This window comes from Mycobacterium sp. (genome assembly GCF_036490025.1).
Lineage (GTDB): Bacteria > Actinomycetota > Actinomycetes > Mycobacteriales > Mycobacteriaceae > Mycobacterium.
Map to the genome: position 1 here is coordinate 1 of NZ_DASXEP010000021.1, position 26,791 is coordinate 26,791.

The 26,791-nt window shown below is 66.2% G+C and carries 29 protein-coding genes and 1 pseudogene; 22 read left to right on the forward strand and 8 right to left on the reverse strand.

What is annotated here, in order from left to right:
• Nucleotides 1–276 (forward strand): annotated as a pseudogene (locus VGG53_RS02140) (IS30 family transposase); the annotation flags it as partial.
• A 65-nt stretch (nucleotides 277–341) separates the two neighbouring features.
• Here the strand turns inward: VGG53_RS02140 and VGG53_RS02145 are convergent.
• Nucleotides 342–800, reverse strand: a complete 459-nt coding sequence (locus VGG53_RS02145; protein WP_331516338.1) for a ferritin-like domain-containing protein — start codon at nucleotides 798–800, stop codon at nucleotides 342–344.
• Nucleotides 797–1,321: a hypothetical protein gene (locus tag VGG53_RS02150; protein WP_331516340.1), complete on the reverse strand. Its 525-nt coding sequence runs from the start codon at nucleotides 1,319–1,321 to the stop codon at nucleotides 797–799. Before VGG53_RS02150 ends, VGG53_RS02145 begins: the two co-directional genes overlap by 4 nt.
• Nucleotides 1,322–1,503: 182 nt before the next feature.
• Here VGG53_RS02150 and rimP point away from each other — a divergent pair, with 182 nt between their 5' ends.
• The 10 genes from rimP to VGG53_RS02200 all read left to right on the forward strand — a co-directional run bounded on the left by rimP (nucleotide 1,504) and on the right by VGG53_RS02200 (nucleotide 11,496).
• The gene (rimP, locus tag VGG53_RS02155) at nucleotides 1,504–2,043 is read left to right on the forward strand and encodes a ribosome maturation factor RimP (RefSeq protein ID WP_331516342.1); all 540 of its coding nucleotides are present in this window, start codon (nucleotides 1,504–1,506) and stop codon (nucleotides 2,041–2,043) included.
• 46 nt (nucleotides 2,044–2,089) lie between these two features.
• A complete protein-coding gene (gene nusA / locus VGG53_RS02160) occupies nucleotides 2,090–3,133 on the forward strand; it encodes a transcription termination factor NusA (protein WP_331516343.1) in 1,044 nt (347 codons plus the stop codon).
• A gap of 244 nt (nucleotides 3,134–3,377) precedes the next feature.
• A complete protein-coding gene (locus VGG53_RS02165; RefSeq protein WP_414688860.1) occupies nucleotides 3,378–3,635 on the forward strand; it encodes a DUF448 domain-containing protein in 258 nt (85 codons plus the stop codon).
• 66 nt (nucleotides 3,636–3,701) lie between these two features.
• Nucleotides 3,702–6,380 carry a translation initiation factor IF-2 gene (infB, locus tag VGG53_RS02170; RefSeq protein WP_331516345.1) on the forward strand — a complete coding sequence of 893 codons (2,679 nt, stop codon included), beginning with the start codon at nucleotides 3,702–3,704 and terminating at the stop codon, nucleotides 6,378–6,380.
• A 30-nt stretch (nucleotides 6,381–6,410) separates the two neighbouring features.
• The gene (rbfA, locus tag VGG53_RS02175; RefSeq protein ID WP_414688858.1) at nucleotides 6,411–7,034 is read left to right on the forward strand and encodes a 30S ribosome-binding factor RbfA; all 624 of its coding nucleotides are present in this window, start codon (nucleotides 6,411–6,413) and stop codon (nucleotides 7,032–7,034) included.
• On the forward strand, nucleotides 7,009–8,010 hold the full coding sequence (locus VGG53_RS02180) for a bifunctional oligoribonuclease/PAP phosphatase NrnA (RefSeq protein WP_331516346.1): 1,002 nt from the start codon (nucleotides 7,009–7,011) through the stop codon (nucleotides 8,008–8,010). The genes rbfA and VGG53_RS02180 overlap by 26 nt, the downstream gene beginning before the upstream one ends.
• Nucleotides 8,007–9,326 carry an MATE family efflux transporter gene (locus VGG53_RS02185; RefSeq protein ID WP_331516348.1) on the forward strand — a complete coding sequence of 440 codons (1,320 nt, stop codon included), beginning with the start codon at nucleotides 8,007–8,009 and terminating at the stop codon, nucleotides 9,324–9,326. Before VGG53_RS02180 ends, VGG53_RS02185 begins: the two co-directional genes overlap by 4 nt.
• Before the next feature lie 30 nt (nucleotides 9,327–9,356).
• Nucleotides 9,357–9,911 carry a sugar O-acetyltransferase gene (locus VGG53_RS02190; protein ID WP_414688861.1) on the forward strand — a complete coding sequence of 185 codons (555 nt, stop codon included), beginning with the start codon at nucleotides 9,357–9,359 and terminating at the stop codon, nucleotides 9,909–9,911.
• Nucleotides 9,912–9,994: 83 nt separating this feature from the next.
• Nucleotides 9,995–11,128 carry a BTAD domain-containing putative transcriptional regulator gene (locus tag VGG53_RS02195; protein ID WP_331516351.1) on the forward strand — a complete coding sequence of 378 codons (1,134 nt, stop codon included), beginning with the start codon at nucleotides 9,995–9,997 and terminating at the stop codon, nucleotides 11,126–11,128.
• A 161-nt stretch (nucleotides 11,129–11,289) separates the two neighbouring features.
• Nucleotides 11,290–11,496 (forward strand): hypothetical protein, encoded by a 207-nt coding sequence (locus VGG53_RS02200; protein ID WP_331516352.1) that lies wholly within the window; start codon nucleotides 11,290–11,292, stop codon nucleotides 11,494–11,496.
• Between the two features lie 60 nt (nucleotides 11,497–11,556).
• Here VGG53_RS02200 and VGG53_RS02205 read toward each other — a convergent pair whose 3' ends face one another.
• Nucleotides 11,557–12,306 carry an enoyl-CoA hydratase gene (locus VGG53_RS02205; RefSeq protein WP_331516353.1) on the reverse strand — a complete coding sequence of 250 codons (750 nt, stop codon included), beginning with the start codon at nucleotides 12,304–12,306 and terminating at the stop codon, nucleotides 11,557–11,559.
• A 56-nt stretch (nucleotides 12,307–12,362) separates the two neighbouring features.
• Between VGG53_RS02205 and VGG53_RS02210 the strand changes: the two genes are divergently transcribed.
• Nucleotides 12,363–12,611 carry a DUF2277 domain-containing protein gene (locus VGG53_RS02210; protein WP_331516354.1) on the forward strand — a complete coding sequence of 83 codons (249 nt, stop codon included), beginning with the start codon at nucleotides 12,363–12,365 and terminating at the stop codon, nucleotides 12,609–12,611.
• Between the two features lie 44 nt (nucleotides 12,612–12,655).
• Here VGG53_RS02210 and VGG53_RS02215 read toward each other — a convergent pair whose 3' ends face one another.
• From VGG53_RS02215 to VGG53_RS02225, 3 genes are read right to left on the reverse strand one after another with little or no spacing between them, the layout of a single operon-like run.
• On the reverse strand, nucleotides 12,656–13,642 hold the full coding sequence (locus VGG53_RS02215; protein ID WP_331516355.1) for an alpha/beta fold hydrolase: 987 nt from the start codon (nucleotides 13,640–13,642) through the stop codon (nucleotides 12,656–12,658).
• Nucleotides 13,642–15,291 (reverse strand): CocE/NonD family hydrolase, encoded by a 1,650-nt coding sequence (locus tag VGG53_RS02220; RefSeq protein ID WP_331516357.1) that lies wholly within the window; start codon nucleotides 15,289–15,291, stop codon nucleotides 13,642–13,644. The genes VGG53_RS02215 and VGG53_RS02220 overlap by 1 nt, the downstream gene beginning before the upstream one ends.
• Nucleotides 15,292–15,326: 35 nt before the next feature.
• Nucleotides 15,327–15,908, reverse strand: coding sequence for a DUF3558 domain-containing protein (locus VGG53_RS02225; RefSeq protein WP_331516358.1), 582 nt, complete (start codon nucleotides 15,906–15,908; stop codon nucleotides 15,327–15,329).
• A gap of 142 nt (nucleotides 15,909–16,050) precedes the next feature.
• Between VGG53_RS02225 and VGG53_RS02230 the strand changes: the two genes are divergently transcribed.
• Nucleotides 16,051–17,019, forward strand: coding sequence for a metallophosphoesterase (locus tag VGG53_RS02230; protein ID WP_331516359.1), 969 nt, complete (start codon nucleotides 16,051–16,053; stop codon nucleotides 17,017–17,019).
• 5 nt (nucleotides 17,020–17,024) lie between these two features.
• Nucleotides 17,025–17,699, forward strand: a complete 675-nt coding sequence (locus tag VGG53_RS02235) for a 4'-phosphopantetheinyl transferase (RefSeq protein WP_331516360.1) — start codon at nucleotides 17,025–17,027, stop codon at nucleotides 17,697–17,699.
• A gap of 88 nt (nucleotides 17,700–17,787) precedes the next feature.
• On the opposite strand, the gene VGG53_RS23955 is transcribed toward VGG53_RS02235, so the two are convergent.
• Nucleotides 17,788–18,108: a GNAT family N-acetyltransferase gene (locus VGG53_RS23955; RefSeq protein WP_414688862.1), complete on the reverse strand. Its 321-nt coding sequence runs from the start codon at nucleotides 18,106–18,108 to the stop codon at nucleotides 17,788–17,790.
• Between the two features lie 272 nt (nucleotides 18,109–18,380).
• Between VGG53_RS23955 and VGG53_RS02245 the strand changes: the two genes are divergently transcribed.
• Both VGG53_RS02245 and truB read left to right on the forward strand, forming a co-directional pair.
• Complete coding sequence (locus tag VGG53_RS02245) at nucleotides 18,381–19,337, forward strand: dipeptidase (protein WP_331516391.1); 957 nt, start codon at nucleotides 18,381–18,383, stop codon at nucleotides 19,335–19,337.
• A 49-nt stretch (nucleotides 19,338–19,386) separates the two neighbouring features.
• Nucleotides 19,387–20,289 (forward strand): tRNA pseudouridine(55) synthase TruB, encoded by a 903-nt coding sequence (gene truB, locus VGG53_RS02250; protein ID WP_331516362.1) that lies wholly within the window; start codon nucleotides 19,387–19,389, stop codon nucleotides 20,287–20,289.
• Between the two features lie 25 nt (nucleotides 20,290–20,314).
• On the opposite strand, the gene VGG53_RS02255 is transcribed toward truB, so the two are convergent.
• Complete coding sequence (locus VGG53_RS02255; protein ID WP_331516363.1) at nucleotides 20,315–21,052, reverse strand: MerR family transcriptional regulator; 738 nt, start codon at nucleotides 21,050–21,052, stop codon at nucleotides 20,315–20,317.
• A 96-nt stretch (nucleotides 21,053–21,148) separates the two neighbouring features.
• Between VGG53_RS02255 and VGG53_RS02260 the strand changes: the two genes are divergently transcribed.
• The 6 genes from VGG53_RS02260 to VGG53_RS02285 all read left to right on the forward strand — a co-directional run bounded on the left by VGG53_RS02260 (nucleotide 21,149) and on the right by VGG53_RS02285 (nucleotide 26,780).
• Complete coding sequence (locus tag VGG53_RS02260) at nucleotides 21,149–22,459, forward strand: cytochrome P450 (protein WP_331516365.1); 1,311 nt, start codon at nucleotides 21,149–21,151, stop codon at nucleotides 22,457–22,459.
• 146 nt (nucleotides 22,460–22,605) lie between these two features.
• Complete coding sequence (locus VGG53_RS02265) at nucleotides 22,606–23,247, forward strand: TetR/AcrR family transcriptional regulator (protein ID WP_331516367.1); 642 nt, start codon at nucleotides 22,606–22,608, stop codon at nucleotides 23,245–23,247.
• A gap of 122 nt (nucleotides 23,248–23,369) precedes the next feature.
• Nucleotides 23,370–24,560, forward strand: coding sequence for a lipid-transfer protein (locus VGG53_RS02270; protein ID WP_331516368.1), 1,191 nt, complete (start codon nucleotides 23,370–23,372; stop codon nucleotides 24,558–24,560).
• A 26-nt stretch (nucleotides 24,561–24,586) separates the two neighbouring features.
• Nucleotides 24,587–25,027, forward strand: a complete 441-nt coding sequence (locus VGG53_RS02275) for a type II toxin-antitoxin system Rv0910 family toxin (protein ID WP_331516369.1) — start codon at nucleotides 24,587–24,589, stop codon at nucleotides 25,025–25,027.
• 10 nt (nucleotides 25,028–25,037) lie between these two features.
• Nucleotides 25,038–25,901: a MaoC/PaaZ C-terminal domain-containing protein gene (locus VGG53_RS02280; protein WP_331516370.1), complete on the forward strand. Its 864-nt coding sequence runs from the start codon at nucleotides 25,038–25,040 to the stop codon at nucleotides 25,899–25,901.
• A 9-nt stretch (nucleotides 25,902–25,910) separates the two neighbouring features.
• Complete coding sequence (locus tag VGG53_RS02285) at nucleotides 25,911–26,780, forward strand: SDR family oxidoreductase (protein WP_331516371.1); 870 nt, start codon at nucleotides 25,911–25,913, stop codon at nucleotides 26,778–26,780.
• Nucleotides 26,781–26,791: the final 11 nt, after the last annotated feature.

Here is a 26,791-nt window from a genome sequence, read left to right on the forward strand (position 1 = left end):
TGGGACCAGGGCGCCGAGATGGCGCGCCACAAACAGTTCGCGATGGCCACCGACATGGCCGTCTACTTCTGCGATCCGGCCAGCCCCTGGCAGCGCGGTACCAACGAGAACACCAACGGACTACTCCGCCAGTACTTCCCCTAAGGCACCGACCTCAGCATGTTCGCACCCGCAGACCTCGAACACGTCGCCCAGCAACTCAACGGGCGCCCACGCAAAACGCTCGGCTGGGATACCCCAGCCGAGCGTTTACGTGATCTACTAACCACCCAATAACCAGGCAGTGTTGCAACGACTCCTAGAAACCGCCGTGTGTCGGGGGCTTTTGCGTCTGTTCGCGGTCAGTCGGCGCCGGGGAAGGCCGTGGTGATCGGCCAGTCGCCCTGTGCCTGCCTCCACTTGGCGGCCAGCACCGCGCTCTGGGTCAGCGCCGTGACCCCGAACACGCGGTCCTGATCGCTCTCAGCCTGCTCGATGACCGCGCGCCAGGTCGCTTCGGTGTCCTTCTCCATCCGCACCGCCAGCCGAACCGCGTCGGTGGGACTGTCGACCGGCATCGGCAGCTGGTAACCCGCGGCGGCCACCGGAGCTGTCACCGAGCGACCGGTCAGCGATGCGATGACTTGGTCCCGACGCTGACGGTGCTGACTCAGCGCGGACGACACCAGGGTGTTGACCTCGGGTGCGCAGTGCGCCGACACGATGCCGTAGCCGTAGATGACTGCGTGCTCGTTGCTCAGTGCGGCGGCCAGCGCGGTGTCGTACGGCGTGCTGGCCGGTGACGGTTCCGCAGAGGTCACGATGCCGTCGCTCCGAACACCAGCGCAACGCTGTAGGAAGCGGTGCATGCGGCGGCGATGGAGCCCAGCAGCCCGGCGCGATAACCCGACGAAGTGCCCGCCAGCCGGCGGGCGCTGTCCGCCGACGTCCGCAACGACCGGACCACGTCGGCCAGCGGCGGCGGAGGAGCCGCGGCGGCCGAGGTGGTGGTCGGAGTCGTCGTCTCATGCGACGTCGACGTGGGGTCGACGGCGAGGCGGGTGATCTCAGCGGTCAGCGCCTGGGCATGTTTGGCGCGTTCGGTGGCGACCTGTGTCAGCGCCGCGCCGACCGGCTGCGCCGCCCCCACGGCCGCTGCGGTGGCCAGTTCGCTGTCCTGCCGGGCCAGGGTCAACTGCGCTTCGAGTTCGTCGACGGCCGGCGGCGCCGGCGGTGAGCTACACGCGGGCACCGACATGGCGAGTACGGCCAGGGCGGCGCCGCCCACCAACACACGTCGCCGGTTGACGAGCGGCTCGAAACCAGGGCCTGGGCGCAGCACAGCAACATCCTGCCATTGCCGCCGCAGCGGATCTGGATGCCTGCTGTAACGCCAGGTGACCCGGCCGCGATCACGTCTTACAACAGATTCCTGGCGTATCGTTGAAGGCTGCTCCTCGGACGCGTTGATTTCTCGCATCCGGGGGACTGCCCGACCGAACAACTCAAGATGAGGAGCTCGCCGTGACCACCGGGCTACCGTCGCAGACGCAGGTGATCGAGCTGCTCGATGACGAGTTCGCGCGCGCGGGTTACGAAATCGAGGATGTCGTCATCGATACGCGGGCGCGGCCGCCGCGGATCACCGTGATCGCCGATGGCGACTCCGCACTGGACTTGGACACCATCGCGGTGCTGTCCCGCTCGGCGTCGGGCTTGTTGGATGCGGCCCAGAACGTCGATGGCCACTATGTTCTGGAGGTCACCTCTCCCGGTGTGGACCGCCCGCTGACCAGCGACAAGCACTTTCGGCGCGCGCGGGGCCGCAAGGTCGAAGTGGCTTTGACGGACGGGACACAGATCACCGGTCGAGTCGGCGAGATGCGCGACGGCACACTGAATCTGGTGGTTCGCCAAGACCGGGCCCGCGACTGGACGGTGCAGCCGATATCGCTCAGTGAGATATCGAAAGCTGTTGTCCAAGTTGAATTTTCGCCGCCGTCTCAACGGGAGCTGGAGCTGGCGACTGTCGATCGCAGCGCGGAGCCGGAGGCCAGAACATGAACCCGCCGGCGACAATGCAGAGCGCAGCGATGAGGAGGAGCGGCGCATGAACATCGACATGGCCGCTCTGCACGCGATAGTCCTGGAACGCGGGATCTCGTTCGACGACTTGCTCGAGGATGTCAAAGCCGCGGTGCTGAGTGCATACCGACACACCGAGGGTCATCAGCCCGACGCGCACATCGACATCGACCGGAAATCGGGTTCGGTCCAGGTGCTGGCTCGCGAACTCGACGAAGACGGCAACGTGCTCAGCGAATGGGAGGACACGCCGGAGGGTTTCGGTCGGATCGCGGCAACGACCGCGCGGCAAGTGATGCTGCAGCGGCTGCGCGATGCCGAGAATGAGCGCACCTACGGCGAGTTCTCCACCCACGAGGGTGAGATCGTCGCCGGTGTCATCCAACGCGACAGCCGGGCCAATTCGCGTGGTCTGATCGTCGTGCGGATGGGCAGCGAGACCAAAGGGTCCGAAGGTGTGATCCCCGCCGCTGAGCAGGTCCCGGGTGAGCCATATGAGCACGGTGACCGGGTGCGCTGCTACGTGGTCGGGGTCAGCCGCGGTGCCCGCGAGCCGGTAATCACGTTGTCGCGCACCCACCCCAACCTGGTGCGCAAGCTGTTCTCACTGGAAGTCCCCGAGATCGCCGAAGGCTCGGTGGAGATCGTAGCGGTGGCACGCGAAGCCGGTCACCGCTCGAAGATCGCGGTCGCGTCGCGGGTACCGGGACTGAATGCCAAGGGGGCCTGCATCGGCCCGATGGGCCAGCGCGTGCGCAATGTGATGAGTGAGCTTTCCGGGGAGAAGATCGACATCATCGACTTCGACGACGACCCGGCGCGCTTCGTCGCCAACGCGTTATCGCCGGCCAAGGTCGTCTCGGTGACGGTGATCGACCAGAGCGCCCGGGCCGCGCGGGTGGTGGTGCCCGACTTCCAGCTGTCGCTGGCCATCGGCAAGGAGGGCCAGAATGCGCGGCTGGCCGCCCGGCTCACCGGATGGCGGATCGACATTCGGGGCGATTCGCCCGACCAGGAGGACGACCATCCCGAGCGCGGCGCTGCCCACGGGATGGCGCACGACCTTTAGCCCGACGACGATGCAGAGCGCGTAGCGCGATGAGGAGGAGTTGGGCAGTCGAGCCCAGCCCGACGACGATGCAGTGGGGGCAGCTGTGCGGGTGGTTCTGACCATGGGTCGGGTGCAGGTAAACTAAGCCGTGATCCAGCGCGAGACTTCGGCCTCTGCGCATCGACGTACCGAAGGACCGGTGCGGACATGCGTCGGTTGCCGAAAGCGAGAGTTGGCCGCCGAACTGCTCCGAGTGGTTGCTGTGTCGGTCGGGAACGGTAAATACGCCGTGACCGTTGACCCAGCGGGTAGTCTGCCGGGGCGGGGTGCATGGCTGCATCCCGTTCCACAGTGCGCCAAAGAAGCAATCCGGCGGCGAGCTTTTGCTCGAGCGCTGCGCATCGCCGGCGCACCGGATACGTCAGCGGTGGTCGAGTACATCGAGCTTGTCGATGCGCCCGAACATCCCGCCAACAGAACAGGCAGCAAAGAACATGAGCACACCGTGAAGTCCCGATGACCATGCGTCATAGCTAAACCCGAGGCGCGGCCTACCACCGCTGTCGCCTCATAGACAGGAGATGTAGTGGCAGGCAAGGCCCGCGTACACGAGTTGGCGAAGGAACTCGGTGTTACCAGCAAGGAAGTACTCGCCCGGCTGAGCGAACAGGGCGAGTTCGTTAAATCAGCATCATCGACGGTCGAAGCGCCCGTCGCGCGTCGACTGCGCGAGTCGTTCGGCGGCGCGAAGCCGGCGCCGGAAAAGACCGCCGGCAACGGCGCAGGCGCTGTGAAAGCCGCCGTCAAAGATGCCGCCCCGGCGCCGACAAAACCGGCCGCGCCCAAGCCGGCGGCGCCCCCGGTTCCCGCGCCGCCCGCGCCGCCGGAACCGGCTCCCGAGCAACCGCAGGCGGGCCCGACGCACCCCGGACCGACACCCGGTCCGCGTCCAGCGGCCCCCAGGCCCGCGGCACGCACGCCGCGAGTCGGCAACAACCCGTTCTCCTCAGCACAACCGGTGGACCGGCCGATACCGCGTCCGCCGGCGCCACGACCGGGCGCGCCACGGCCGGGCGCCCCGCGTCCTGGTGGTGCCTCGCCCGGCAACATGCCGCCGCGTCCCGCCGGCGCCGGTGGGCCAGCTCGCCCGGCGCGTCCTGGTGGTCCGCGGCCCGGCCCCGGCGGACGGCCGGGCGCACCCGCAGGTGGCCGTCCCGGCGGTGGCGGTGGCGGTAACTACCGCGGCGGGGGTGGCGGCGGCGTCGGCGCCCCACCCGCGGGCGGTGGCGGCGGCTACCGTGGCCGTCCCGGTGGTGGCGGCGGTGGACGCCCCGGCCAGCGCGGCGGAGCTGCCGGCGCATTCGGGCGTCCCGGCGGTGCGCCGCGACGTGGCCGCAAGTCGAAGCGGGCGAAACGCGCCGAATACGAGAACATGCAGGCACCGGTCGTCGGTGGTGTGCGGTTGCCGCACGGCAACGGCGAGACGATCCGCCTGGCCCGTGGCGCGTCGCTGAGCGACTTCGCCGAGAAGATCGACGCCAACCCGGCCTCGCTGGTGCAGGCGCTGTTCAACCTCGGCGAGATGGTCACGGCCACCCAGTCGGTGGGCGACGAGACGCTCGAGCTGCTGGGCAGTGAGATGAACTACGTCGTCCAGGTCGTGAGCCCCGAGGACGAGGACCGCGAGCTGCTGGAGTCATTTGACCTCTCCTACGGAGAAGACGAGGGCACCGAGGAAGACCTGCAGACCCGGCCGCCGGTGGTGACCGTGATGGGTCACGTCGACCACGGTAAAACCCGACTGCTGGACACCATCCGAAACGCCACCGTGCGCGAGGGGGAGGCCGGCGGTATCACCCAGCACATCGGTGCCTACCAAGTGACCGTCGACCTCGACGGCACCGAGCGGCCGATCACCTTCATCGACACCCCGGGTCACGAGGCGTTCACCGCCATGCGTGCCCGCGGCGCCAAGGCCACCGACATCGCGATCCTGGTGGTCGCTGCCGACGACGGCGTGATGCCCCAGACGGTGGAGGCCATCAACCACGCGCAGGCGGCTGATGTGCCGATCGTGGTGGCCGTCAACAAGATCGACAAGGAAGGCGCAGATCCGGCCAAGATCCGGTCTCAGCTCACCGAATACGGTTTGGTGGCAGAAGATTTCGGTGGGGACACGATGTTCGTCGACATCTCCGCGAAGGCCGGCACCAATATCGAGGCGCTGGAGGAGGCCGTGCTGCTGACCGCCGACGCCGCCCTGGACCTGCGGGCCAACCCCGACATGGAAGCTCAGGGCGTGGCGATCGAAGCGCACCTGGATCGCGGTCGCGGGCCGGTGGCCACCGTGCTGATCCAGCGCGGCACCCTGCGGGTCGGCGACTCGATCGTCGCAGGCGACGCCTACGGTCGCGTCCGGCGCATGGTCGACGAGCACGGCGAGGATGTCCACGAGGCGCTGCCGTCGCGGCCGGTCCAGGTCGTCGGCTTCACGTCGGTGCCCGGCGCCGGCGACAACCTTCTGGTTGTCGACGAGGACCGGATCGCCCGCCAGATCGCCGACCGTCGCAGTGCCCGCAAGCGCAACGCGCTGGCGGCACGCTCGCGTAAGCGGATCAGCCTGGACGACCTGGATGCCGCGCTGAAGGAAACCAGCCAGCTGAACCTGATCCTCAAGGGCGACAACTCCGGCACCGTCGAGGCGTTGGAGGAAGCCCTGCTGGGCATCGAGATCGACGACGAGGTGGAACTGCGCGTCATCGACCGCGGCGTCGGTGGTGTCACCGAGACCAACGTCAACCTGGCGTCGGCCTCGGATGCGATCATCATCGGCTTCAACGTCCGTGCCGAGGGCAAAGCCACCGAGCTGGCCAACCGTGAGGGCGTCGACATCCGCTACTACTCGGTGATCTACCAGGCCATCGACGAGATCCAGAGCGCACTCAAGGGCATGCTCAAGCCAATTTACGAAGAGAATCAGCTGGGCCGTGCCGAGATCCGCGCGCTGTTCCGGTCGTCGAAGGTCGGCATCATTGCCGGCTGCCTCGTCACCAGCGGGATCATGCGCCGCAACGCCAAGGCCCGCCTGCTGCGGGACAATATCGTGGTGGCCGAAAACCTCACGGTGTCGTCGTTGCGACGGGAGAAGGACGATGTCACCGAGGTCCGCGACGGTTACGAATGCGGTCTGACGCTGACCTACTCCGACCTCAAAGAGGGCGACGTCATCGAAACCTATGAACTGGTGGAGAAGGAGCGCGCCTGAACATGAGCTGCGACACGCTGAACCGGCGGCATGGTTGACCAGGCGCGGGCGCGCCGACTGGCCAAGCGGATCTCCGAGATCGTCGCATCGGCGATCGAGTACGAGATCAAGGACCCGGGACTGACCGGTGTCACCATCATCGACGCCAAGATGACCGGGGATTTGCACGACGCGACGCTCTACTACACCGTGCTGGGCGCGACGCTGGACGATGAACCCGATTACGAGGGGGCCGCCGCGGCGTTGGAGCGCGCAAAGGGCGTGCTGCGCAGCAAAGTTGGGGCCGGCACCGGTGTGCGCTTCACGCCCACACTGACTTTCACCCGTGACACGGTGTCCGATTCTGTGCAGCGGATGGAGGAATTGCTGGCCCGCGCGCGCGCCGCCGATGCCGATGTGGCGCGCGTTCGCGAGGGAGCCACACCGGCCGGCGACCCCGATCCGTATCGCGTGGGCGGCGAGGAGCAGGGTGACGAGGACACGCCTGGTGACGATGCGGGCCGCGGAGCGGCCCGAGGAGGATCCGGGCAATCGGACACGCCTGGTGACGATGCGGGCCGCGGAGCGGCCCGAGGAGGATCCGGGCAATCGGACCTGGGGGCACCAACGGCTAACGGGAAAGACGCCGGTGACAACGACGAACGCGAAGACTGAATCAACCACAGACGCGCAACGCGTCGACGCCGTCGGCGCCGCCAAGGTACTTCACGCTGCGGCCACAGTTGGCGTTGTCTGTCACGTGCATCCCGATGCCGACACGATCGGCGCGGGGCTGGCGCTGGCGCTGGTGCTGGACCGCTGCGGCAAAGCCGTCCAGGTCAGCTTCGCGGCTCCGGCCGCGCTACCAGAGTCGTTGCAGTCGCTGCCCGGCGGCCATCTTCTGGTCGGTCCCGAAGTCATGCGCCGCGATGTTGATCTGGTTGTGACCGTGGATATTCCGAGCATCAATCGGCTCGGGGACCTGCGCGACATGGCGGACGACGGGCAGGACGTGCTGGTGATCGACCATCACGCATCGAACCAGATGTTCGGTACCGCGAATTTTGTTGAGCCGTCGGCGGACTCGACCACGATGATGGTTGCCGAGTTGCTCGACGCATGGGACAAGCCGATCGACGCCGACGTGGCGTATTGCCTGTACGCGGGGCTGACCACTGACACCGGGTCGTTCCGGTGGGCCAGTGCGCGCGCCTACCGATTGGCGGCACGGTTTGTCGAGCTCGGCATCGACAATGCGGCAATCACCCGGTCGCTGATGGACACCCATCCCTTTGCCTGGCTTTCGATGTTGTCCCGGGTACTGGGTTCGGCGCAGCTGTTGCCTGACGCCGCCGGCGGCCGCGGTCTGGTGTATGTCGTTGTGGGGAACCAGGAGTGGGTGGGCGCACGCCCGGAAGAAGTCGAAAGCATCGTCGACATCGTCCGCACGACGCAACAGGCCGAGGTGGCCGCGGTGTTCAAGGAGATCGAGCCGCAGCACTGGTCGGTGTCGATGCGGGCAAAGGACGCAATCGATCTCGCCGCTGTCGCCTCGACCTTCGGTGGTGGTGGACACAAGCTGGCCGCGGGTTATTCGACCAACGGTTCGGTCGACGAGGTCGTGGCGACGCTGCGCGCCGCTCTGGGGTGAGCGAGCCGGGCCAGCCGCAGCCGGGTGGCCGTCAGATCGCGCAGTTGGCTCTGCCGGCGCTGGGTGTGCTGGCCGCCGAGCCGCTCTACCTGTTGCTCGACACCGCGGTCGTCGGCAGGCTGGGTGCGCTGAGCCTGGCCGGGCTGGCGATCGGGGGACTGATCCTCGGCATGGTCGGTTCCGATCTGACCTTTTTGTCCTACGGCACCACCGCGCGTTCGGCTCGCTACTTCGGCGCCGACGATCGGGACTCGGCGGTGGCGGAGGGCGTGCAGGCGACCTGGTTGGGCCTGGGCCTGGGCATCCTGGTCGTCGTCGCGGTGCAGGCGGCGGCGGTGCCGCTGGTGTCGGTCATCGCCGGTTCGCACGACATCGCCGATGCAGCGTTGCGCTGGCTGCGCATCGCGATCCTGGGTGCTCCTGCGATTCTGGTGTCGCTTGCAGGCAACGGCTGGCTGCGCGGCGTCCAGGACACCGTGCGCCCGCTGCGCTACGTGGCCACGGGGTTCGGGCTGTCGGCGTTGCTGTGCCCGCTGTTGGTGTACGGCTGGCTGGGGTTGCCTCGCCTGGAGTTGGCCGGGTCGGCGGTGGCCAACGTGGCGGGCCAATGGCTGGCTGCGCTGCTGTTCGGGCGTGCGCTGCTGGCCGAACGAGTTCGGCTGCGTCCAGACCCTGCCGTGCTGCGGGCCCAGGTCGTGCTGGGGCGCGACTTGGTGGTGCGCACGCTGGCTTTTCAGGCCTGTTTCGTGTCGGCGGCCGCGGTGGCCGCACGGTTCGGTGCTGCGGCGCTGGCAGCCCACCAGGTGGTGCTGCAGTTGTGGGAATTCCTTGCGCTGGTTCTTGATTCGCTGGCCATCGCGGCGCAGGCGTTGGTCGGTGCGGCGCTGGGCGCCGGTGACGTGCCGCGCGCGACCGCGACGGCTCGGCGCGTGACGCTGTCATCGGCGATCGCGGCCACCGCGTTGGCCGCCGTGTTCGCCGGCGGTGCGTCCGTGCTCCCCGAACTGTTCACCGATGACAGTTCGGTGCTGGCCGCAGTCGCCATCCCATGGTGGTTTCTGGTTGCCCAATTACCTTTAGCAGGAGTAGTTTTCGCTGTCGACGGGGTGTTGCTCGGAGCAGGCGACGCTGCGTTCATGCGGACCGCCACGGTGGTCAGCGCGTTGATCGGTTTTCTGCCACCGATCTGGCTGTCGCTGGTCTTCGACTGGGGCCTGGCCGGCATCTGGTCGGGGCTGAGCATGTTCATCGTGCTGCGACTGATTTTCGTCGGTTGGCGCGCCCTATCGGGTCGCTGGGTAGTGACCGGAAAGTGAGGACGTTGCGTGCAGAGTCAACGTGAGCGGATGCTCAGCGGCGAACCGTACAAGGCAAACGATCCCGAATTGGTGGCCGGCCGCACGGCATGTCAGCGCCTTCTCGAGGCATTCAATGCGAGCCAGACAGACGACGACCCACGCCGACAAGTGCTGCATGAGTTGATCGGATCGTTGGGCGAAGGCTCGGTGATACTGCCCCGATTCCAGTGTGACTACGGCGCGCAAATTAGCATCGGCGTGAATTGCTTCGTCAACTACGACGCGATCTTGCTCGACTGCGCGACGATCACGATCGGCGACAACGTGTCGATCGGTCCGCGCGCACAGCTTGTTACGGCACTTCACCCCGTCGACGATCACGAGGCTCGACGGACGGGCTGGGAATCCGCGGCCCCGATCGTGCTCGGCGACAACGTATGGCTGGCGGCCGGAGTCATCGTCGGTCCGGGAGTAACAATTGGCGCCAACTCCGTCATCGGGGCGGGCAGCGTTGTGCTGAAGGATGTACCGGCGCGCGTGTTGGCGGCCGGTAACCCGTGCGGAGTCATCAGAGACCTCAACTGTTCGGCTCCTGACAAATAAGTCCGCGCCGAAGCCTCGCGCGGCGGCCAATCGAGGTCACAATATGAGCGAATGCCCACGTCGACCCGAAAGGCTGCCGCGCGATGTCGAACGCAGGTCTGCAGTTCGGTGTTCTGGGGCCGTTGCAGATGAGGGCTGGTGGCGCCTTGGTGCCGTTGGGCGCCCCCAAGCAGCGCGCGGTGCTGGCCATGCTGGTGATGAACCGCAACCGCGCAGTGTCGGTCGAGGCGTTGATCGACGCGGTCTGGGACCAGTCCCCGGTGCCGGCTGCCCGGACCAGCATCCACTCCTACGTGTCCAACCTGCGCCGACTGCTCGGCAGCGCATCGCGCGACCCGAACCGGGTGCTGGCGAGCGCTCCACCCGGATATCAGCTCAACGTCGCCGATGCCGACTGCGACCTTGGCCGCTTCGTCACGGAGAAGAATGCAGGCGTGCACGCCGCCGCCGCAGGACGATTCGAAGATGCCAGCACCTTCCTGTCAGCGGCGCTGACCGAATGGCGCGGTCCATTCCTCGATGACCTACGCGAATTCGCCTTCGTCGACATGTTCGCCACCGCGCTGTCCGAGGTCAGAGTGGCGGTGCAAACCGCGCTGGCTGAAGCCGAGATCGCCTGCGGACGCGCCGACGCCATGATCCCGCGGCTGGAGGTGCTCAGCGCCGAACATCCCTTCCGCGAACGGCTTTGGGCCCAGCTGATCACCGCCTACTACGTTGCCGAGCGGCAGTCCGATGCCCTCAACGCGTATCGGCGGCTGAAAGCCAACCTGGCCGAGAATCTCGGCATCGATCCGGGTCCCACTGTGCGCAGCCTGCACGAGCGGATCCTTCGTCAAGAGCCCTTGGACACCACGCAAACGGCGCAGACGACCGCGACGCACGCCGTCGTCGATCTCGGCCAGCACACCGCCACCCAGGCGGTCCTGTCTGCCAGCGCCGAACTGCGGGGCAGCGACGGAAAGCGCTACCGACTGGAGGCTTCGAACCGGATTGGCCGCCGCCCCGACAACGACATCGTTCTCGACGATGACGACGTCAGCCGCTACCACGCCGTCGTCATCGACACCGGAAGCGGCTTCGTCATCAGCGATCTGCGGTCGACCAACGGTGTCGACATCGGTGGCCGGCGTATTCGGGGCAGCGCCACCCTGGCGAACGGCGACCATATCCGCATCGGCAACCACGAGTTCACCTTCGAAATTCGACCGGCCTGAGCTGCCGAAACGCGGCGAGAAGCAAGCGCAAGAATTTCGCAAGAATCTCGCCAGGATCCAGCAAGGCAGCTGTTGCACGCTAGTTCTGTCGGCGACGTAACCGACCCCAGCGAAGGATCCTCATCCGGACCTGGGTCACCTGCCCGGTAAGGAATCAGAACATGAACGTTTCCAAGCTGCGTGTCGCAGTAGCTGGCATTTTGACCGCCGTCGGTTTCTCGCTCCTCGGATCGCTCGCGGCCCCGGTCGCGTCCGCCGACCCGTGGGTGCCGTACAGCGGCCCCCTGCACCCCATGCGCCACTACGCCGCGGACGTGCTGCACCCCGTGTGGGCCATCACGCACCCCGTGCGCGCCGCTATGCCGTGATCTAGCGAATCGGCCGACATTTAGCCCCGTTTCGTCCTGCTGAAACGGGGCTGAATGCGGCTAGCGCACCTGCGCGCGACCGCGCTGCAGAACGGCGTCTCGGTTGGCGGCGATGTCGTCGCCGGAGGTCCGGAATTCCCGTGCCGCGGTCGCTTCCAGCCACAGCCCTTCGCTGGTGTGCGACTCGTCGATGCGGTGGTAGGAGCTCAGCAATGCCCGCACCGCACTTTGGTTGTTGCCGACGATTGACGCGGCAACTCCTCGCGCGGCAGTCAGCAACTGGTCGTGGGGCACCACGTCAGTAACCAGGCCGGCGCGCAGCGCGTCGTGGGCGGACAGATAGTCACCGGTCAAGCTCATCCGACGGGCCAGTCCGATGCCCACCTTCTGGGGGAGCCGCACGCTGAGCCCCCACGTCGGCAGCAGACCCACTCGGGCATGGGTGTCGGCGAAGCGTGCCTGCTCGGAGGCGATCAAGATGTCGCAGTACAGCGTCAGCTCCAGCCCACCGGTCACCGCCGCGCCGTTGATGGCGCCGATGACGGGCTTGCTCATCGGTGGCCAGCGCGGCGAGATATCCGGCAGCGCCGACTGGCCACCCAGTTCTTTGAGGTCGAGCCCGGCGCAGAACACCGGATCGCTGCCGGTGAGGATGACGACGTCGACGGAGTCGTCGGCTTCGGCTTCGGCCAGGGCGGCGAAAAACTTGTCCCGCAGCGCGGCCGAAAGCGCGTTGCGCGATTCCGGCCGGTTCAGGGTCAGCGTTCGCACCCGCTCGCTGGTGTCGATCAGCAGGCTGTCGTCAGTCATAGCGCCACCGTAGTCAGTCCGGTTCGCCGCAACGCGACCGCATCTATCGTTGAGGGATGTGCAGAAACATCACCGAATTGCGCGGGCTCGAGCCGCCGGCGACGAGCGAGGAGGTCGCGGCGGCGGCACGGCAATATGTGCGTAAGGTCAGCGGCTTCACCCGCCCATCGTCGGCCAACGCCGAGGCTTTCGAAGCTGCCGTGGCCGAAGTCGCCGCGACGACGGCACGGTTGCTGGATACCCTGCCGCCACGCCGCCAGCCGCCGAAGACCGACCCGCCGTTGCGCCGACTCGCGATGAGCTGACGCGTGCCGCGACGCCATCGAATAACGTTACACACCAACAATATTCATGGCGTCTGGTCGACCAGAACCGCACCGCCGGGCCGGTCGCCGAGCGTCCGCAGTGAGGTCGTTTCTGCGGACACTGTGAGTCGCACAACCTCGGCCAGCTGCGCCGGTGCGTCGCACTGCAGATAGTGATCGGCGGTGGGCAGTATCCAATAGCGGTTCAATCCGGCTTTGTTCCTGAGGAATTCCTGCCACACATAGTTTGCGACTCGGACGGGGGAGACGTTGTCGTGCAATCCCCACACCAGGCTGGTGTTGACCTTGCTGGCGGAAAGCGCTTGTAGCCAATTGGTTTCGTCGGCGGCGCGCTCGTTGAGGTACTGAATCGTATCGGGCAGCACCGCGATTCCGTCGTTGTGCGCGAAGCATTGTGTCAGCGCGAGGATCTCAGGGTCCGTAGGTCCTCGCCGCGGCATGAAGGTTGTCGCGCCCATGCCCGCGGCCAGCATCTCCGGCGTGGTCGCGCGCGCGGTGCTCCGCGCCACCGCGGGCTCGAGGAGAGCTTTCTGGAATCCGGTCAGATTAGCCAGCGGGAGATAGATGTTCGCGTTCGTCAAGATGACCTGGGCCGGCGGCCTCGCGTCGTCGTATGTGGCGAACAAAGACAGTGCGATCATGCCGATGCTGGTGCCCCGGTCATGGGTCAGCATCGTGTACTCCTCGAGCTGCCAGACCTCCGTGATCGCGTGGATCAACAGGCGCGCATCGTCGTAGAGCGAATACACATAAGGCGCAGCCGGCTTGTCGGAAAGACCGTAGCCGGGAAAGTCGAGCAGATGAATGTCGAACTCGGCGCCCAGTTCACGCGTCAGCGCGAAGTAGTCGATGCTTGCCGTGGGGAAGCCGTGCACGCAGACCAATGCCGGTGCGCCGGGTGTGCCGCACCGGCGGCTGAAGACAGTGACGTCCGCGCCGGCGTTCGCGGCCGTTGTCGACCTCCAGTGGATTTCTGTTCCGCCGCTTCGCCATTCGTCAAAGATGTTCATCACGAGCCCACTGGGAGCACAAGGCGCGACCTACCGAAGTGCACCTCGTGGACGGACGGCGTGAGCTGGCTGCCCGTCGATGTCGCCTCGCCGGTGCCGAGGTTACGGGCGAAGCGCGGGTGGCTGCCGCCGGCGATCAGGACCCGGATGCGAGTTCCGGCACGAAACCGGTGTGAGATCGCGTCCAGTTCGAGGCAGACGTGGTCGGTGGCTTCGGCCAGCCGCCGGTAGCCGTCGCTGACATTTCGGGAGCGACCCTTGGTGTCGACCTCGCTGATCCGGACCAACACGTCGACGTGCGGGTTGTCGGAGCTGTGGGCCAACTCGGCGACCGGGTTGCCGTGCACGCACAGATCGGTGGTGAGCACGTCGCTGGTGAAGCTGAGCACATCACGGCGGGCAGCCAGTGCGGTGTCGTCGCGGTAGCCGCTGTCGGGGGACAGCAGGCGACCCCCGATGGTGGGTGTCGGTTCGGCCGGATCGTAGCGAAAGCTCGCCGAGGACCCCACCGTCGGCGCCGTGTCGGCCAGGCCGCCACCGGGCTGCAGGTAGAGCTCGCGCTCGGTGGTGGTCGGTGGCCAGTCGGGCAGCTCGCGCCAGCCCTCGCCGGAGACGTGAAACCGGACCCGGCCGGAGCGCGCCGTGGCGGGGCGATCGGCGAGATGGGTGTCCAACCATTCTTGCGTCTCCCGGGCGATGGTGGCCAGGCCCGCGAGGAGCAGCTGGGTGTGGGTCCAGGGCCCCATGGTCAGCGCGACGTCGACGCCCCGGTCGCGAAGATGCCGGTACTGATGCAGCGTCTGGCCCAGGAACAGGTCTTGCCAGCCGCTGAGCAGCAGTACCGGTACCCGGACCTGGTCTAGGGCGGAGCAAACGTTCAGCGGCCTCCAGAACGGGTTGTCCTCCGCGGGCGGCGTCAGCCAGGACTCCCACCACGGAGCCCCCTCACCCAGCAGCGTTCGCCCGGCGCGGCCCAGCGGCGCCTCGCCGGCCGCCTGCACCACGCTCTTCTGCGCGCGCAACTGGCGGATCCCGGCCCGGATTCGCCCAGGATCTTCCTGATGAGCCACCAGGTTGCTCCAGCCCAGGAAGTCGTTGACGGTGAACGAGCCGGTACCCCACGCCGATGCGCTGAGGTCGTGGGGACCGGCGGTGATGACGGCCGTCACCAGTTCCGGCGGCGGATCCTGCAGCAGCGCCCACTGCGTGAAACCCAGATACGAGATCCCGATGGTGGCGAAGCGACCGGTGAACCACGGCTGCCGCCGCATCCACTCGACCGTGTTGGCGCCGTCGTCCGCTTCGTGAACCATCGGCGCGAAGTCTCCGCCCGACCCGAATGTGCCTCGCACACTCTGCAGGATCACCCGGTAGCCGCGGGCGGCATGGAGATCGGCGAACACCAGCGAGAACGGAAAACCACGTCCGTAGGGTCCGCGGGCCAGCAGCGTGCCGACGATTTCTCCGACGGGTTCGTAGCGATCGGCGATCAGTTCGACACCATCGCGCATCGGGATCTTGACGCTGCTGACGGTGTAGCCCGTGGTCGGCGCCGGCAGCCGCAACGTGCGGGCGAGGGCGCGGCCGGCAAATCGTCGGGGAAGGGCGCGCAGTGTCGACCCTGCGGGTCGGTGGGAGGTGGTCGTCACGGCATCAGGTTATGGCCGCACCGGCGGCCGCGGGCTCAGAACTTGTAGTACGGCGAAAGCTCGTTGGCGCGCTGCAGGTTGGTGGCCGGGCAGTCGACCTCTGGCGAGGAGTAGATCGTCGAGTAGAACAGCGACTGCTGGATGACCCCGTAGCTGGTCTTGAAGGCCACCATGCAGGAGAAGTAGAAGTAGCTGTTGTGGTACGTCGGCTTGAGGTTCCACCATTGGGCGGCGCGATGGCCGTTGATGGTCGTCTCGACGGCGTCGGCCGGCAGCGACTGGTCGTATTGGCGCCATATGATCGGTTCGACGGCCAGCTGGTAGTTGCCCGCGTCGTAGTGGCAGCGCAGCCCCTCTTCGGCCTCCGGCGGCGTGAAGGCCAGGCCCAACCGCTGGACCACGTCGAACGGGATGTCCCGACACGGGTCGAACGGACTCGGATCGGTGGTCGCCACGATCGGGCTTTTCATCGTGGTGGGCGGGTCCATCGGAGCGGCGGTCGACCGTAATTGCACCGTGGGGGCGCCGACCGTGGCGGGCGGTGCGCTCTGGCACACCATCACCACTGCTGTCACCAAGGCACCGAGTGCTGCAAGCAGGCGCAGCTTGGTGACCATGACACCCCCTCAGATGACTCGACTACTCCGGGGAGCTTACAAGTCGCGAGCACGCCGCCACAGGGTAAACGAGAACATGTTCTAGTCCGCCGAACTGACACGCAGCGCAGTGCCCACCGACCAGCCATTAGGCTGGGGAGTCGTGGCTTGGCAGGAACACGGGCAGCAGCCCCCGACCGCGCGGCGGCCGACGCTGTGGGCGGTATCGGATTTGCACACCGGCCACCTGGGCAACAAGCCCGTCGCCGAATCGCTGTATCCGTCGTCTCCGGATGACTGGCTGATCGTCTGCGGCGACGTCGCCGAACGCACCGACGAGATCCGCTGGGCGCTGGACCTGCTGCGCCGACGGTTCGCCAAGGTGATCTGGGTGCCCGGCAACCACGAGCTGTGGACCACCAACAAAGACCCGATGCAGATCTTCGGGCGGGATCGCTACGACTACCTGGTCAACATCTGCGACGAGTTGGGCGTCGTGACTCCCGAGCACCCGTTTCCGGTGTGGACCGAGCGGGGCGGCCCGGCGACGATCGTGCCGCTGTTCCTGCTCTACGACTACTCGTTTCTGCCACGCGGCGCGACCACGAAAGCCGAGGGGCTGGCGATCGCCCGGGAGCGCAACGTTGTGTGCACCGACGAGTTTCTGCTGTCACCGAAGCCGTATCCGACCCGCGAGGCGTGGTGTCACGAGCGCGTCGCCGCCGCCCGAAAGCGATTGGACGATCTGGACTGGATGACACCGACCGTGTTGGTCAACCATTTCCCGATGGTGCGCCAGCCCTGTGACGCGCTGTTCCTTCCGGAGTTCTCGCTGTGGTGTGGAACGACCGAGACCGCGGACTGGCACACCCGCTACAACGCGGTCTGCTCGGTGTACGGTCACCTGCATATTCCACGCACCACCTGGTACGACGAGGTCCGCTTCGAAGAGGTATCGGTGGGCTACCCGCGGGAGTGGCGCCGGCGCAAACCGTACAGCTGGCTGCGCCAAGTGTTGCCCGACCCGCAGTATGCACCCGGTTATCTCAACGACTTCGGCGGTCATTTCGTCATCACGCCGGAGATGAAGGCGCAGGCACAGCAGTTCCGCGAGCGCCTGCGGCAACGGTAGCCGCGATGGCGTTGACCACGCTGATGTCTGCGGTGCTGCCCGGCATCGGAGACCTGGCCTGTGCCGAGTTGTATTCCGATCCACCGGGTTTGGCGCCGTTGGCCGAAGAAGAGCCGCTGATCGCACGGTCGGTGGTAAAGCGGCGCAACGAATTCATCACGGTGCGGTACTGCGCCCGTATCGCGTTGGGCGAGCTGGGTTTTCCGCCAGCGCCGATTCTCAAGGGGGAGAAGGGCGAACCCTGCTGGCCCGACGGCGTGGTGGGCAGCCTGACGCACTGCGCGGGCTTTCGCGGCGCGGTGGTCGGTCGTGACGGTGCTGTGCGCTCGGTGGGGGTGGATGCCGAACCGCACGACGTGTTGCCCGACGGTGTGCTCGATGCGATCAGCCTGCCGGCCGAACGTACCGAGCTGTCGGCCCTGCCTACCGGCGTGCATTGGGATCGGATCCTGTTCTGCGCCAAGGAGGCAACGTACAAGGCGTGGTTCCCGCTGACCAAGCGCTGGCTCGGGTTCGAAGACGCGCACATCACCTTCACCGTCGACGGCTCCGGCTCGGCCGGGTCCTTCGAGTCGACGATTCTGATTGACGGGGCCGCGCTTTCGGGTCCGCCGTTGAGCTCCCTGGCCGGACGGTGGTCGGTAGACCGGGATTTGGTGCTGACGGCGATCACGCTATGACGTCCTCCGCGTACCGAAGTTGTCCCTCGCAGACGACCCACTCCAGACAACGTGTACAACGCGTCCCGCAGCGGCACCAGCGGCCACACTAGAGCAACTTCACGAATCTGGCTGCGCGGTCTGACACGTCCTCGTACCCGAGGTCCGTGTACAAACGTTGCGCGACTATCCGATTCCGCGCACTGGTGATTTCCATATCGCGGCAGCCCAGATCCCGGGCGGCTTCTTCCGCGGCTTTCATGAGCGCGCGCCCGACCCCCTGGGCGCGAACCGACTGCGCTACTACAAGCGCCACAAGCCGAGCACGTCGGCCGGTGTACTCCACCAGTGGGATGGCGTGCATAGCTGCGACACCTGAAACATGGCCGTACACCTCGGCTACAAGCAGCCTGCTCTCTGAATCTTGCATCCAATATCCGAGTCGCACTGTCACTTCGCCCGGACCTGCCGGGTAACCAAGCTCGCTGAGCAAGGTTGCGATCTCGGACGCGTCCCTCGTTTCGGCGGGTCTGATGGTGGTCGTCACGGTGGCAGTTTGTCAGCACCGACATGCTCGACACTGCGGCGGCCTGGCTCCGCGTTATGGCGTCGACATTCGCTTGAGCGAAGTCGTTGGGGGATGAAGCGGTTGGCACACGGATCGAGAAGCAGGCCTCTCGGCGCGATACAGTATGGGTGCCCATGACTTCGCTCCTGTGGGATCAGCACTCGTGCCTGCCCTTAAAGACGGACACCGATGTCCACCCGCTAACCCGTTACCAGCGGCGCGGGGGTGCATTCGTCTCGGTCAACGCTGGTTATTCCCCCCACAGCTTTGCCGACACAATGGCGCTGCTGGGGCATTACCGCGCTGCGGTCTCGGCCCACCCAGACCTGGAGCTGGCGGCCAGTGTCGACGATGTCGCAGCGACTACTGGTGCTGGCCGCGTCGCGGTGGTATTCGACCTCGAAGACTCCCGACCGCTTGACGACAACCTCGACAACCTGTCCACCCTGGTCAACCATGGTGTGCGTACTCTGCTGCCCACCTACAACCACGCTAACCGCGCTGGCAGTGGATGCCTCGACACCCACGATTGCGGTCTGACCGGGTGGGGTCGTTCGATCGTCGCCGAGATGAACAGGGTCGGTATGGTGCCGGATGGTTCGCACTGCAGCGCCCGTACCGGGCTCGATATTTGTGAGATATCAACGGGTCCAGTGATTTACAGCCACTCCTGCATGCGAGCGGTTTGGGATCACCCTCGCAACATCACTGACGATCAGGCGCGCGCCTGTGCCGCCACCGGCGGCGTCATTGGAATCACTGGTGTCGGAATCTTCCTCGGCCCCAACACTCCCACCCTCACTGCAATGACGCGGCATCTTGAGTATGCCGTCGATCTGGTCGGCATCCATCACGTTGGCGTCAGCACCGACTTCTCCTTCGACTACGTCGACATCGTTGAGGAATTCACCCGCAACGCTCACTTGTTCGACGACAGCTACACCCGCTGGGGGCCGATTCAGTGGATGCCGCCCGAAACGTTCCTGAGGCTTGACGATCACCTCCGCCGGCGCGGGTGGAGCAGCGCCGATATCAGGGCCGTCACTGGTGGCAACTTCTACCGTGTCGCCCAAAATGCTTGGCGCACTTGATGCGGGCACGACTGGGTAACCGGCCAGGTGAGCCGCCTAAGGAGTTCGGATGACGGGCGGACCGGCCGACGCGGGCCTTGTCATCGTCGACAAGCCGGCCGGTATGACGAGCCACGACGTGGTCGGGCGTTGCCGGCGCATCTTCGGCACGCGGCGGGTTGGCCACGCCGGGACGCTGGACCCGATGGCCACCGGTGTCTTGGTGATCGGCGTCGAACGGGCCACCAAGATTTTGGGGCTGGTGACGGAGACGTCGAAGTCCTATGCGGCCACTGTCCGGCTGGGTCAGTCCACGTCCACTGAGGACGCGGAAGGTGCTTTGCTGCAACAAGTTTCGGCGCGGAGCGTAACCGATGACGCTATCGAGGTGGCGATCGCCCGCATGCGTGGCAATATCGCGCAGGTCCCGTCGGCGGTCAGTGCGATCAAGGTCGACGGCCAGCGCGCCTATCGCCTGGCCCGCGAGGGCCACACCGTCGAACTGGCCGCCCGCCCGGTGCGCATCGATCGATTCGAGGTGCTCGCGGTGCGTCGCGGACGCGGAATCGACGGCTTCATCGATGTTGACGTAGAGGTGGACTGTTCGTCCGGAACCTATATTCGCGCGCTGGCCCGCGATCTCGGCGACGCGCTGGCGGTCGGCGGTCACCTGACGGCGCTGCGACGCACCCGGGTCGGCCGGTTCGGTGTGGACCAGGCGCGTTCACTCGACGATCTGGCGGAGCTGCCCGGTCTGAGCTTCACCCTCGACGAGGCTTGTCTGCAGATCTTTCCGCACCGCGACCTGACCGCCGAGGACGCCGACGCGGCGGCCAACGGCCGCGCCCTCACACCGGCCGGCATCGACGGCGTCTACGCGGCACAGGCCGCCGACGGGCGGGTTATCGCGCTGCTACGTGACGACGGCCCGAAAACCAAGTCAGTGGTCGTAATCCGGCCGGCCACCCTGTAATTGCGCTCGCGCGTGCAACGGGGCGTCAGGATTGCGTCGGCTCGATGCCATCCAGCGCTCGCTCGGCCTGATCGACTTCGCTCAACATCACCGATGCCGCGGCGTCGTCGAACGCGGCCTGCTGCAGATGGGTGAGCAGCGCGCTCACCAGCCCGCGGCCTCGCCCCGCATGGTCGGCCAGCGAACCCCAGTCGGGCGCAGCGAATTTCGACGACACGAACGGCTCCCACACATCCTCGGCATAGGCGCGCAGGATCACGTCCGCGATCGAGCGTTGGTGACCGCGGACGTCGACCAAGGTGGCGACCAGCCGTTCCAGCGAAACACCCACACCGGTGAGGCCTTCGATCAGGTCCAGCGCCTCGGCGTCGCGCACCGATACCGGGTCGCCGTCGGCGTCGGCGATCAGGCCGAGCTTGGCCAGCTGCGCTGGGGCGCCGGCGCCGAGCCGGTCATCGAGTTCTGCCCGGCTGACCGTGGTGGGGCCACCGGTGCTGAACGGGGCGAGTACTTCGGCCGCCAAGTGCCGGATCTCGCTTTCGTCGCCGATGCCGGTGTCGATCATGCGCCGGATCAGGTCGAGCGGGAAGCCTTCGGAGTGCAGCTGCTGCACCCGCCTGATCCGCGCGACGTGCTCGTCGGAGTAGATGCCGATGCGTCCGCGGCGGGCGGGCGGTGGCAGCAAACCTTGACGCTGCCATTCCCGGATGTTGCGTGAGGACATGGAAACACGCTGGGCAAGTTCGTCGATGGTGATCTCCATATGACGATTATCTTAGCCCCATTGTCTGTTACAGAAATAATTGTTACGGTCATGCTTGCATCGATTGATCGAATCCGGCGGACGGATGGAGGATCCGTGACCCTCAAATACGACATCCGATTGGCAACGTCGGTGGCGAGGCCGGTCGCGGACAGCCTGTATACGAACATCACCACCGATCTGGGTGCCATGCTCAAGCGCCGCGACTATCCCGGCATCGACGAAACGTCGTTCGACCCGTTCGATCCGGTGACCGCCGCCAACCCCTACCCGGGATACGCCGAGCTGCTGGCCGGCTCGCAGGTCCGTTACAACCGCAAACGCAACATCTTTATCCTCAGCCGCTACGACGTTGTGCGCGCTGCGGCCCGCAACGATGCAATGCTGACCAACGCCGAAGGCGTGACGCGGGCTCGGTTGGAAATCCCGGTCCTGCTCAACCTGGATCCACCGCGGCATACCGAGTTACGGCGCAAGGTGCAGCCCGTGTTCGCGCGGGGAGCGCTGTCCGGGTGGCAGGAGACCGTGGATCTGCTGGCGCGCGAACTGGTTTCGGAGCTGCTGGCCGACCCGGGTTCCGACGTTGTGCAGCGGCTAGCGGTGCCGTTGCCGATGCGGATGATCGCGCACATCCTCGGCATTCCGCCGAAGGACGAAGAGTTTTTCCGCTACTGGTCCAACCAGGCCGTCCGCGTGGCGAACATCCAGCTGACGCCAAAAGGTTTGTGGCAGATGGTGCCCAGCCTCAACGGCGTGCGCCACCTGCATTCGTACTTCTGCGATCGGTTCGCAAGCGGCGAACTGTTGGCACGCGACACTCTGCTGGGCCGTCTGGTGGCCACCGCGGGCGACGGCGAGATCAGCCGTGACGAATTGTTCTACTTCGCGTTGCTGCTCCTGCTGGCCGGCAACGAGACCACCACCAACCTGCTGAGCACGATGTTCGTGACGTTGTCGCAGAACCCCGATCAGTTCGAGCTGATCCGGCAGGATCCTGACGCGCTGGTGGGCAGCGCGATCGAAGAACAGCTGCGCTTCTCGTCGCCGATTCAGGGCTTCTACCGCACGGCGAAGAAGGCGTACCGAGTAGGCGACGCGACCATTCCGGCCGGTGCACGGGTGGCGCTGCTGTGGGGTGCGGCCAACCGTGACCCGCGGCAGTTCGACAATCCGGACGCATTCGTTGCAGCGCGCAATCCCTCCCACGTCGCGTTCGGCTCGGGGATTCACCTGTGCCTCGGCGCGAGTCTGGCGCGGATGGAAGGCAGGGCGGTGTTGCGCGAACTCGCCGAGCGTGTGCAACGCATCGATGTCGTCGGCACGCCGGAGTGGACCACCAACAGCTCGCTGCGCGGCCTGGCCCAGATGCAGGTGGCGCTGACACCGCGGGTGCGGGCGACGGCCTGAAGCACCGCGTGCCGCGGATCGTCCTTATCAGCGCCGGGATACCCGACAACATTACGTTCCGAATAGAATGTATCTTCTCTTTACGAGGGATTAAAGGTACGCTGCGTCCGCAAGTCGAGTTGGCCGGAAAGGTGCGTGCGCTCGGAATGGCGGCGGAAGTCAGCGGACAGCGTGTTCGGCGCACCCAGGCGCAGCGGACTGCCGCCATGCGGACGCGGTTGCTCGACGCCACCATCGAGTGCCTGGTGACGTACGGGTATGCAGGGACCACCACGCCGCGAGTCGCACAGCTGGCCGGCGTGACCCGTGGAGCGCAGATTCACCACTTCCGCTCCAAAGAAGATCTGGTGGTCGCGGCGATCGAGCATCTCGCTCAACAACGTGTCCAGGCTGCGATGCGCGAGTTCGGACGCATGCAAGCCAGTGGTGATCCGGTCTCAACAGTGCTGGAGTTTCTCTGGGAGGCGCATCAGGGCCCGATGTTCGTTGCCACCGTTGAACTTTGGGTCGCAGCGCGCACCGACTCCGTCCTGGCGGGTCACATCGAACGGGTCGAGCCGTTGGTCAACAGCACCCTCGTCGCGGCGATCGCGCAGCTGGTGCCCGATCACGCCATGCAGAAAGAGCTGCGCAACTTCGTCTACACCGCCATGGACGCCCTGCGGGGGATCCTGCTGGCGAGTTTCGTCGACCGCGATTCCGATCGCGCGCGCAGACGGTGGGACCGCGCCTGCGAGCACCTGCGGATGATCGTTGCCGGCCTGCTGACGGCCGGTTCGGTGGACTGACCACCGAGCTTGGCGGGGCCGGCCCACCGGCTATCGGTCACCGAACTCAATCGGGCCGGACAACCGTTGCAAAGTTACAATCAGGTGTGTATCTTTTTGACGAGCGAGATGGAGGGTGTTCGATGTCGAACAAGGTCTATGTCATCGGTGTCGGGATGACGAAGTTCGAAAAGCCGGGCCGCCGGGAGAACTGGGATTACCCGGACATGGCCCGAGAATCCGGGACCAAGGCGCTCGAAGACGCCGGGATCGACTACGCCGCGATCGAGCAGGGCTACGTCGGCTACGTCTACGGCGAGTCCACCTCGGGCCAGCGGGCGCTGTACGAACTGGGCCTGAGTGGCATCCCCATCGTCAACGTGAACAACAACTGCTCGACCGGGTCGACCGCGCTGTACCTTGCCGCCCAGGCGATTCGGGGCGGCCTCGCCGACTGCACGATCGCGCTCGGCTTCGAGAAGATGAAACCCGGCTCGCTGGAATCGACCTACGACGACCGCACGAACCCGATGGACAAGCACATCTTGGCGTTGGCCGAGATCTCCGAGGTGCTATTTCCGCCGGCGCCCTGGATGTTCGGCGCGGCCGGCCGCGAGCACATGCAGCAATACGGCAGCACCGCAGAGCATTTCGCCAAGATCGGCTACAAGAACCACCTGCATTCGGTGAACAACCCGTACGCGCAATTCCAGGAGTCCTACACCCTCGACGACATCCTGGCGTCGCGGATGATTTACGACCCGCTGACCAAGCTGCAGTGTTCGCCGACGTCTGACGGGTCGGGCGCGGCGATCCTGGCATCCGAGGCGTTCGTCGACAAGCACGACCTGGCCGGGCAGGCGGTGGAGATCGTCGGGCAGGCCATGACGACCGACTTCGCCAACAGCTTCGACGGCACCTGCAAGGGACTGATCGGCTACCACATGAATGAGCAAGCCGCTCAATGGGTTTACCACCAGTCGGGTCTGGGGCCCGAGGAGTTCCAGGTGATCGAGCTACACGACTGCTTCTCGGCCAACGAGTTGCTGCTCTACGAGGCGCTGGGCCTGTGCGCCGAGGGCGAGGCGGCCAAACTGATCGACAACGGCGACGTCACCTATGGCGGGCGTTGGGTGGTCAACCCGTCCGGCGGTTTGATCTCCAAGGGGCATCCGCTGGGGGCTACCGGCCTGGCGCAGTGCGCCGAGCTGACCTGGCAACTGCGCGGCGCCGCAGACAAGCGGCAAGTCGACAACGTCACCGCCGCGCTGCAGCACAACATCGGGCTCGGCGGCGCGGCCGTCGTCACCGCGTACCAGCGAGCCGAACGCTAATCCCCAACGCAGAAAGAGGAACAACCATGGGACACATCGAAGCAACCCGAGAACTGTCGGCCAGCCCGCAAGCGTTGTGGGGGACCGTCAGCGACCTCGCCAACTGGGATAAGTGGTTCACCGTGCACGAGAAGTGGCTCGAGGGACCGCCCGGCACGCTGACCGAAGGCGCCAAGCTGACGGCCAAGATCGTCATGCTGGGGATGGCCAACAAGATCGAGTGGACGATCGAATCCGTGGAAGCACCGCGGACTCTGGTGCTCTGCGGCACCGGGATGGCCGGCGTCAAGGCCCGGTTCACGTTCACCATCGAACCAGTCGAAAAGGGCTCGAAATTCACCGTTTTCGGGGACTTCGAGGGTGCCCTGATCAAGGGCGCGCTGGGTAAGGCGGTGGAGAAGGACGGAGTCAAGCAGCTCGACAAGACGCTCGACCAACTCGACACACTGGCCTCAGCGGCCGCGTGAAGACGCTTCGATGACCGAGACGCTGGAGTTCGACGACACCGGCCTGGGCCGCTGGACCGACGACGAGCGGTTCGAGGTGACCCAGCAGCGGCTGGCGGAGTACGCGGCGGCCACCAACGACCCGATCCAGGCGCACCGCAGCGGGAACGTTGCCCCGCCGGTTTTCGCGATCGTCCCCGTCTTCGAGGCTTTGCTCACCCCGGCAGTCGACGTGATGCCGGTGGAGGCGATCCCGCGAATCGTCCACGGCGAGCAGGACTTTCACTTCCACCGCCCGATCCGCCCCGGGGACAAGCTGATCTCGCGCGGCAAGATGATCGGATACCAAGGCTTGGAGAAGGGCACGCGCGCCGCGATCATGCTCGAATGCCGCACCGAGGACGGTGAGCTGGTCAACGAGCAGTACGTCACGACGTTCGTGCGGGGCCTGTCCGTCGGCAAGACCGTCGGCGAACTGAGCCCAGAGCACAAGTTCGACGACAAGCTGCGCGAACAGGCGCCGGTCGCCAAGGTCGTGCAGCACATCGACAGCGACCAGACGTTCCGTTATGCGCCGGCGGCCGGTGACCCGATGCCGATCCACCTCGACGAAGAGGTGGCCCGGGACGCCGGTCTGCCCGGGATCATCGCGCACGGGCTGTGCACGATGGCGTTCACCTCGTGGGCGGTGCTCACCGAGCTTGCCGGTTCGGATGTCAACCGGCTCAAGAGGTTCGCGGTGCGGTTCTCCAAGCCGGTGCTGCCCGGCGACGACCTGGAAACGCGAATTTGGAGCGTCGGCAGCGCCGACGGATCCACCAGTTACGCATTCGAAACCGCGCGTGGTGACGATTTCGTTATTACCGACGGCTTGGCCGAGGTCAGCGACAGATAGGAGACCCAGGTGGGTGCACTGGAAGGCCGGGTTGCGGTCATCACCGGCGCGGGCCGGGGCATCGGACGCGAACACGCGCTGCTGTTTGCCAAAGAAGGGGCCAAGGTGGTTGTCAACGACCTGGGCGGCAGTAACGCCGGCGAGGGCGCCGACACGGGCCCGGCGCACGAGGTGGCCGAAGAGATCACGGCAGCCGGCGGCACCGCCGTCGTCAACACCGAAAACGTGTCCACTTGGAGTGGCGCGGAAAGCATTGTGCAGCAGGCGATCGACGAGTTCGGGCGGCTCGACGTGCTGGTCAACAACGCAGGCATCCTGCGGGATTCGTTCATAGCGGGCATGGAAGAAGCGCAGTGGGATGCGGTGATCGCCGTCCACCTGAAGGGCCACTTCGCGATGCTGCATCACGCGGCCGCGTACTGGAAGGCCCAGTCGAAGGCCGGGGACCAACCCAACGCCGCGGTGATCAACACCGCATCGGGTTCCGGCGTGACGATAGCCAATGCGGGACAGGCCAACTACGGCTCGGCCAAAGCGGGTATCGCGGCCCTGACGTTGATCGCTGCCGAGGAATTGGAGCGCTACGGCGTGCGGGTCAACGCGATCGCGCCGATCGCGCGCACCCGGCTCACGCTTGCCACGCCGGGCATGGGCACGCTGATGGCCGAACCCGAAGATGGCGCGCTCGACCTGTTCAGCCCGGCGAACATCTCCCCGTTGGTCGCCTACTTGGCCACGGACAAGTGTCCGGTCACCGGCAAGGTGTATGCCGTTCAGGGCGGCGCGATTTCGGCCCTCTCCGGTTGGCACGACGTCGACACCATCGAGACCGACGGCCTGTGGCTGATCGACGACATCGCCGCCCGGCTGCCGCAGTAATCAAGGAGCAG

Coding starts and splice junctions, on each gene's coding strand:
- VGG53_RS02215 (WP_331516355.1), bottom strand. CDS start 13,642: ATGAACATCTTTGACGAATGGCGAAGCGGCGGAACAGAAATCCACTGG.
- VGG53_RS02190 (WP_414688861.1), top strand. CDS start 9,357: ATGCTCAGCGGCGAACCGTACAAGGCAAACGATCCCGAATTGGTGGCC.
- truB (WP_331516362.1), top strand. CDS start 19,387: ATGACGGGCGGACCGGCCGACGCGGGCCTTGTCATCGTCGACAAGCCG.
- VGG53_RS02235 (WP_331516360.1), top strand. CDS start 17,025: ATGGCGTTGACCACGCTGATGTCTGCGGTGCTGCCCGGCATCGGAGAC.
- VGG53_RS02210 (WP_331516354.1), top strand. CDS start 12,363: ATGTGCAGAAACATCACCGAATTGCGCGGGCTCGAGCCGCCGGCGACG.
- VGG53_RS02270 (WP_331516368.1), top strand. CDS start 23,370: ATGTCGAACAAGGTCTATGTCATCGGTGTCGGGATGACGAAGTTCGAA.
- VGG53_RS02245 (WP_331516391.1), top strand. CDS start 18,381: ATGACTTCGCTCCTGTGGGATCAGCACTCGTGCCTGCCCTTAAAGACG.
- VGG53_RS02200 (WP_331516352.1), top strand. CDS start 11,290: ATGAACGTTTCCAAGCTGCGTGTCGCAGTAGCTGGCATTTTGACCGCC.
- VGG53_RS02205 (WP_331516353.1), bottom strand. CDS start 12,306: ATGACTGACGACAGCCTGCTGATCGACACCAGCGAGCGGGTGCGAACG.
- VGG53_RS02275 (WP_331516369.1), top strand. CDS start 24,587: ATGGGACACATCGAAGCAACCCGAGAACTGTCGGCCAGCCCGCAAGCG.
- VGG53_RS02280 (WP_331516370.1), top strand. CDS start 25,038: ATGACCGAGACGCTGGAGTTCGACGACACCGGCCTGGGCCGCTGGACC.
- nusA (WP_331516343.1), top strand. CDS start 2,090: ATGAACATCGACATGGCCGCTCTGCACGCGATAGTCCTGGAACGCGGG.
- VGG53_RS02255 (WP_331516363.1), bottom strand. CDS start 21,052: ATGGAGATCACCATCGACGAACTTGCCCAGCGTGTTTCCATGTCCTCA.
- VGG53_RS23955 (WP_414688862.1), bottom strand. CDS start 18,108: ATGCAAGATTCAGAGAGCAGGCTGCTTGTAGCCGAGGTGTACGGCCAT.
- VGG53_RS02265 (WP_331516367.1), top strand. CDS start 22,606: ATGGCGGCGGAAGTCAGCGGACAGCGTGTTCGGCGCACCCAGGCGCAG.
- VGG53_RS02195 (WP_331516351.1), top strand. CDS start 9,995: ATGTCGAACGCAGGTCTGCAGTTCGGTGTTCTGGGGCCGTTGCAGATG.
- VGG53_RS02225 (WP_331516358.1), bottom strand. CDS start 15,908: ATGGTCACCAAGCTGCGCCTGCTTGCAGCACTCGGTGCCTTGGTGACA.
- rbfA (WP_414688858.1), top strand. CDS start 6,411: ATGGTTGACCAGGCGCGGGCGCGCCGACTGGCCAAGCGGATCTCCGAG.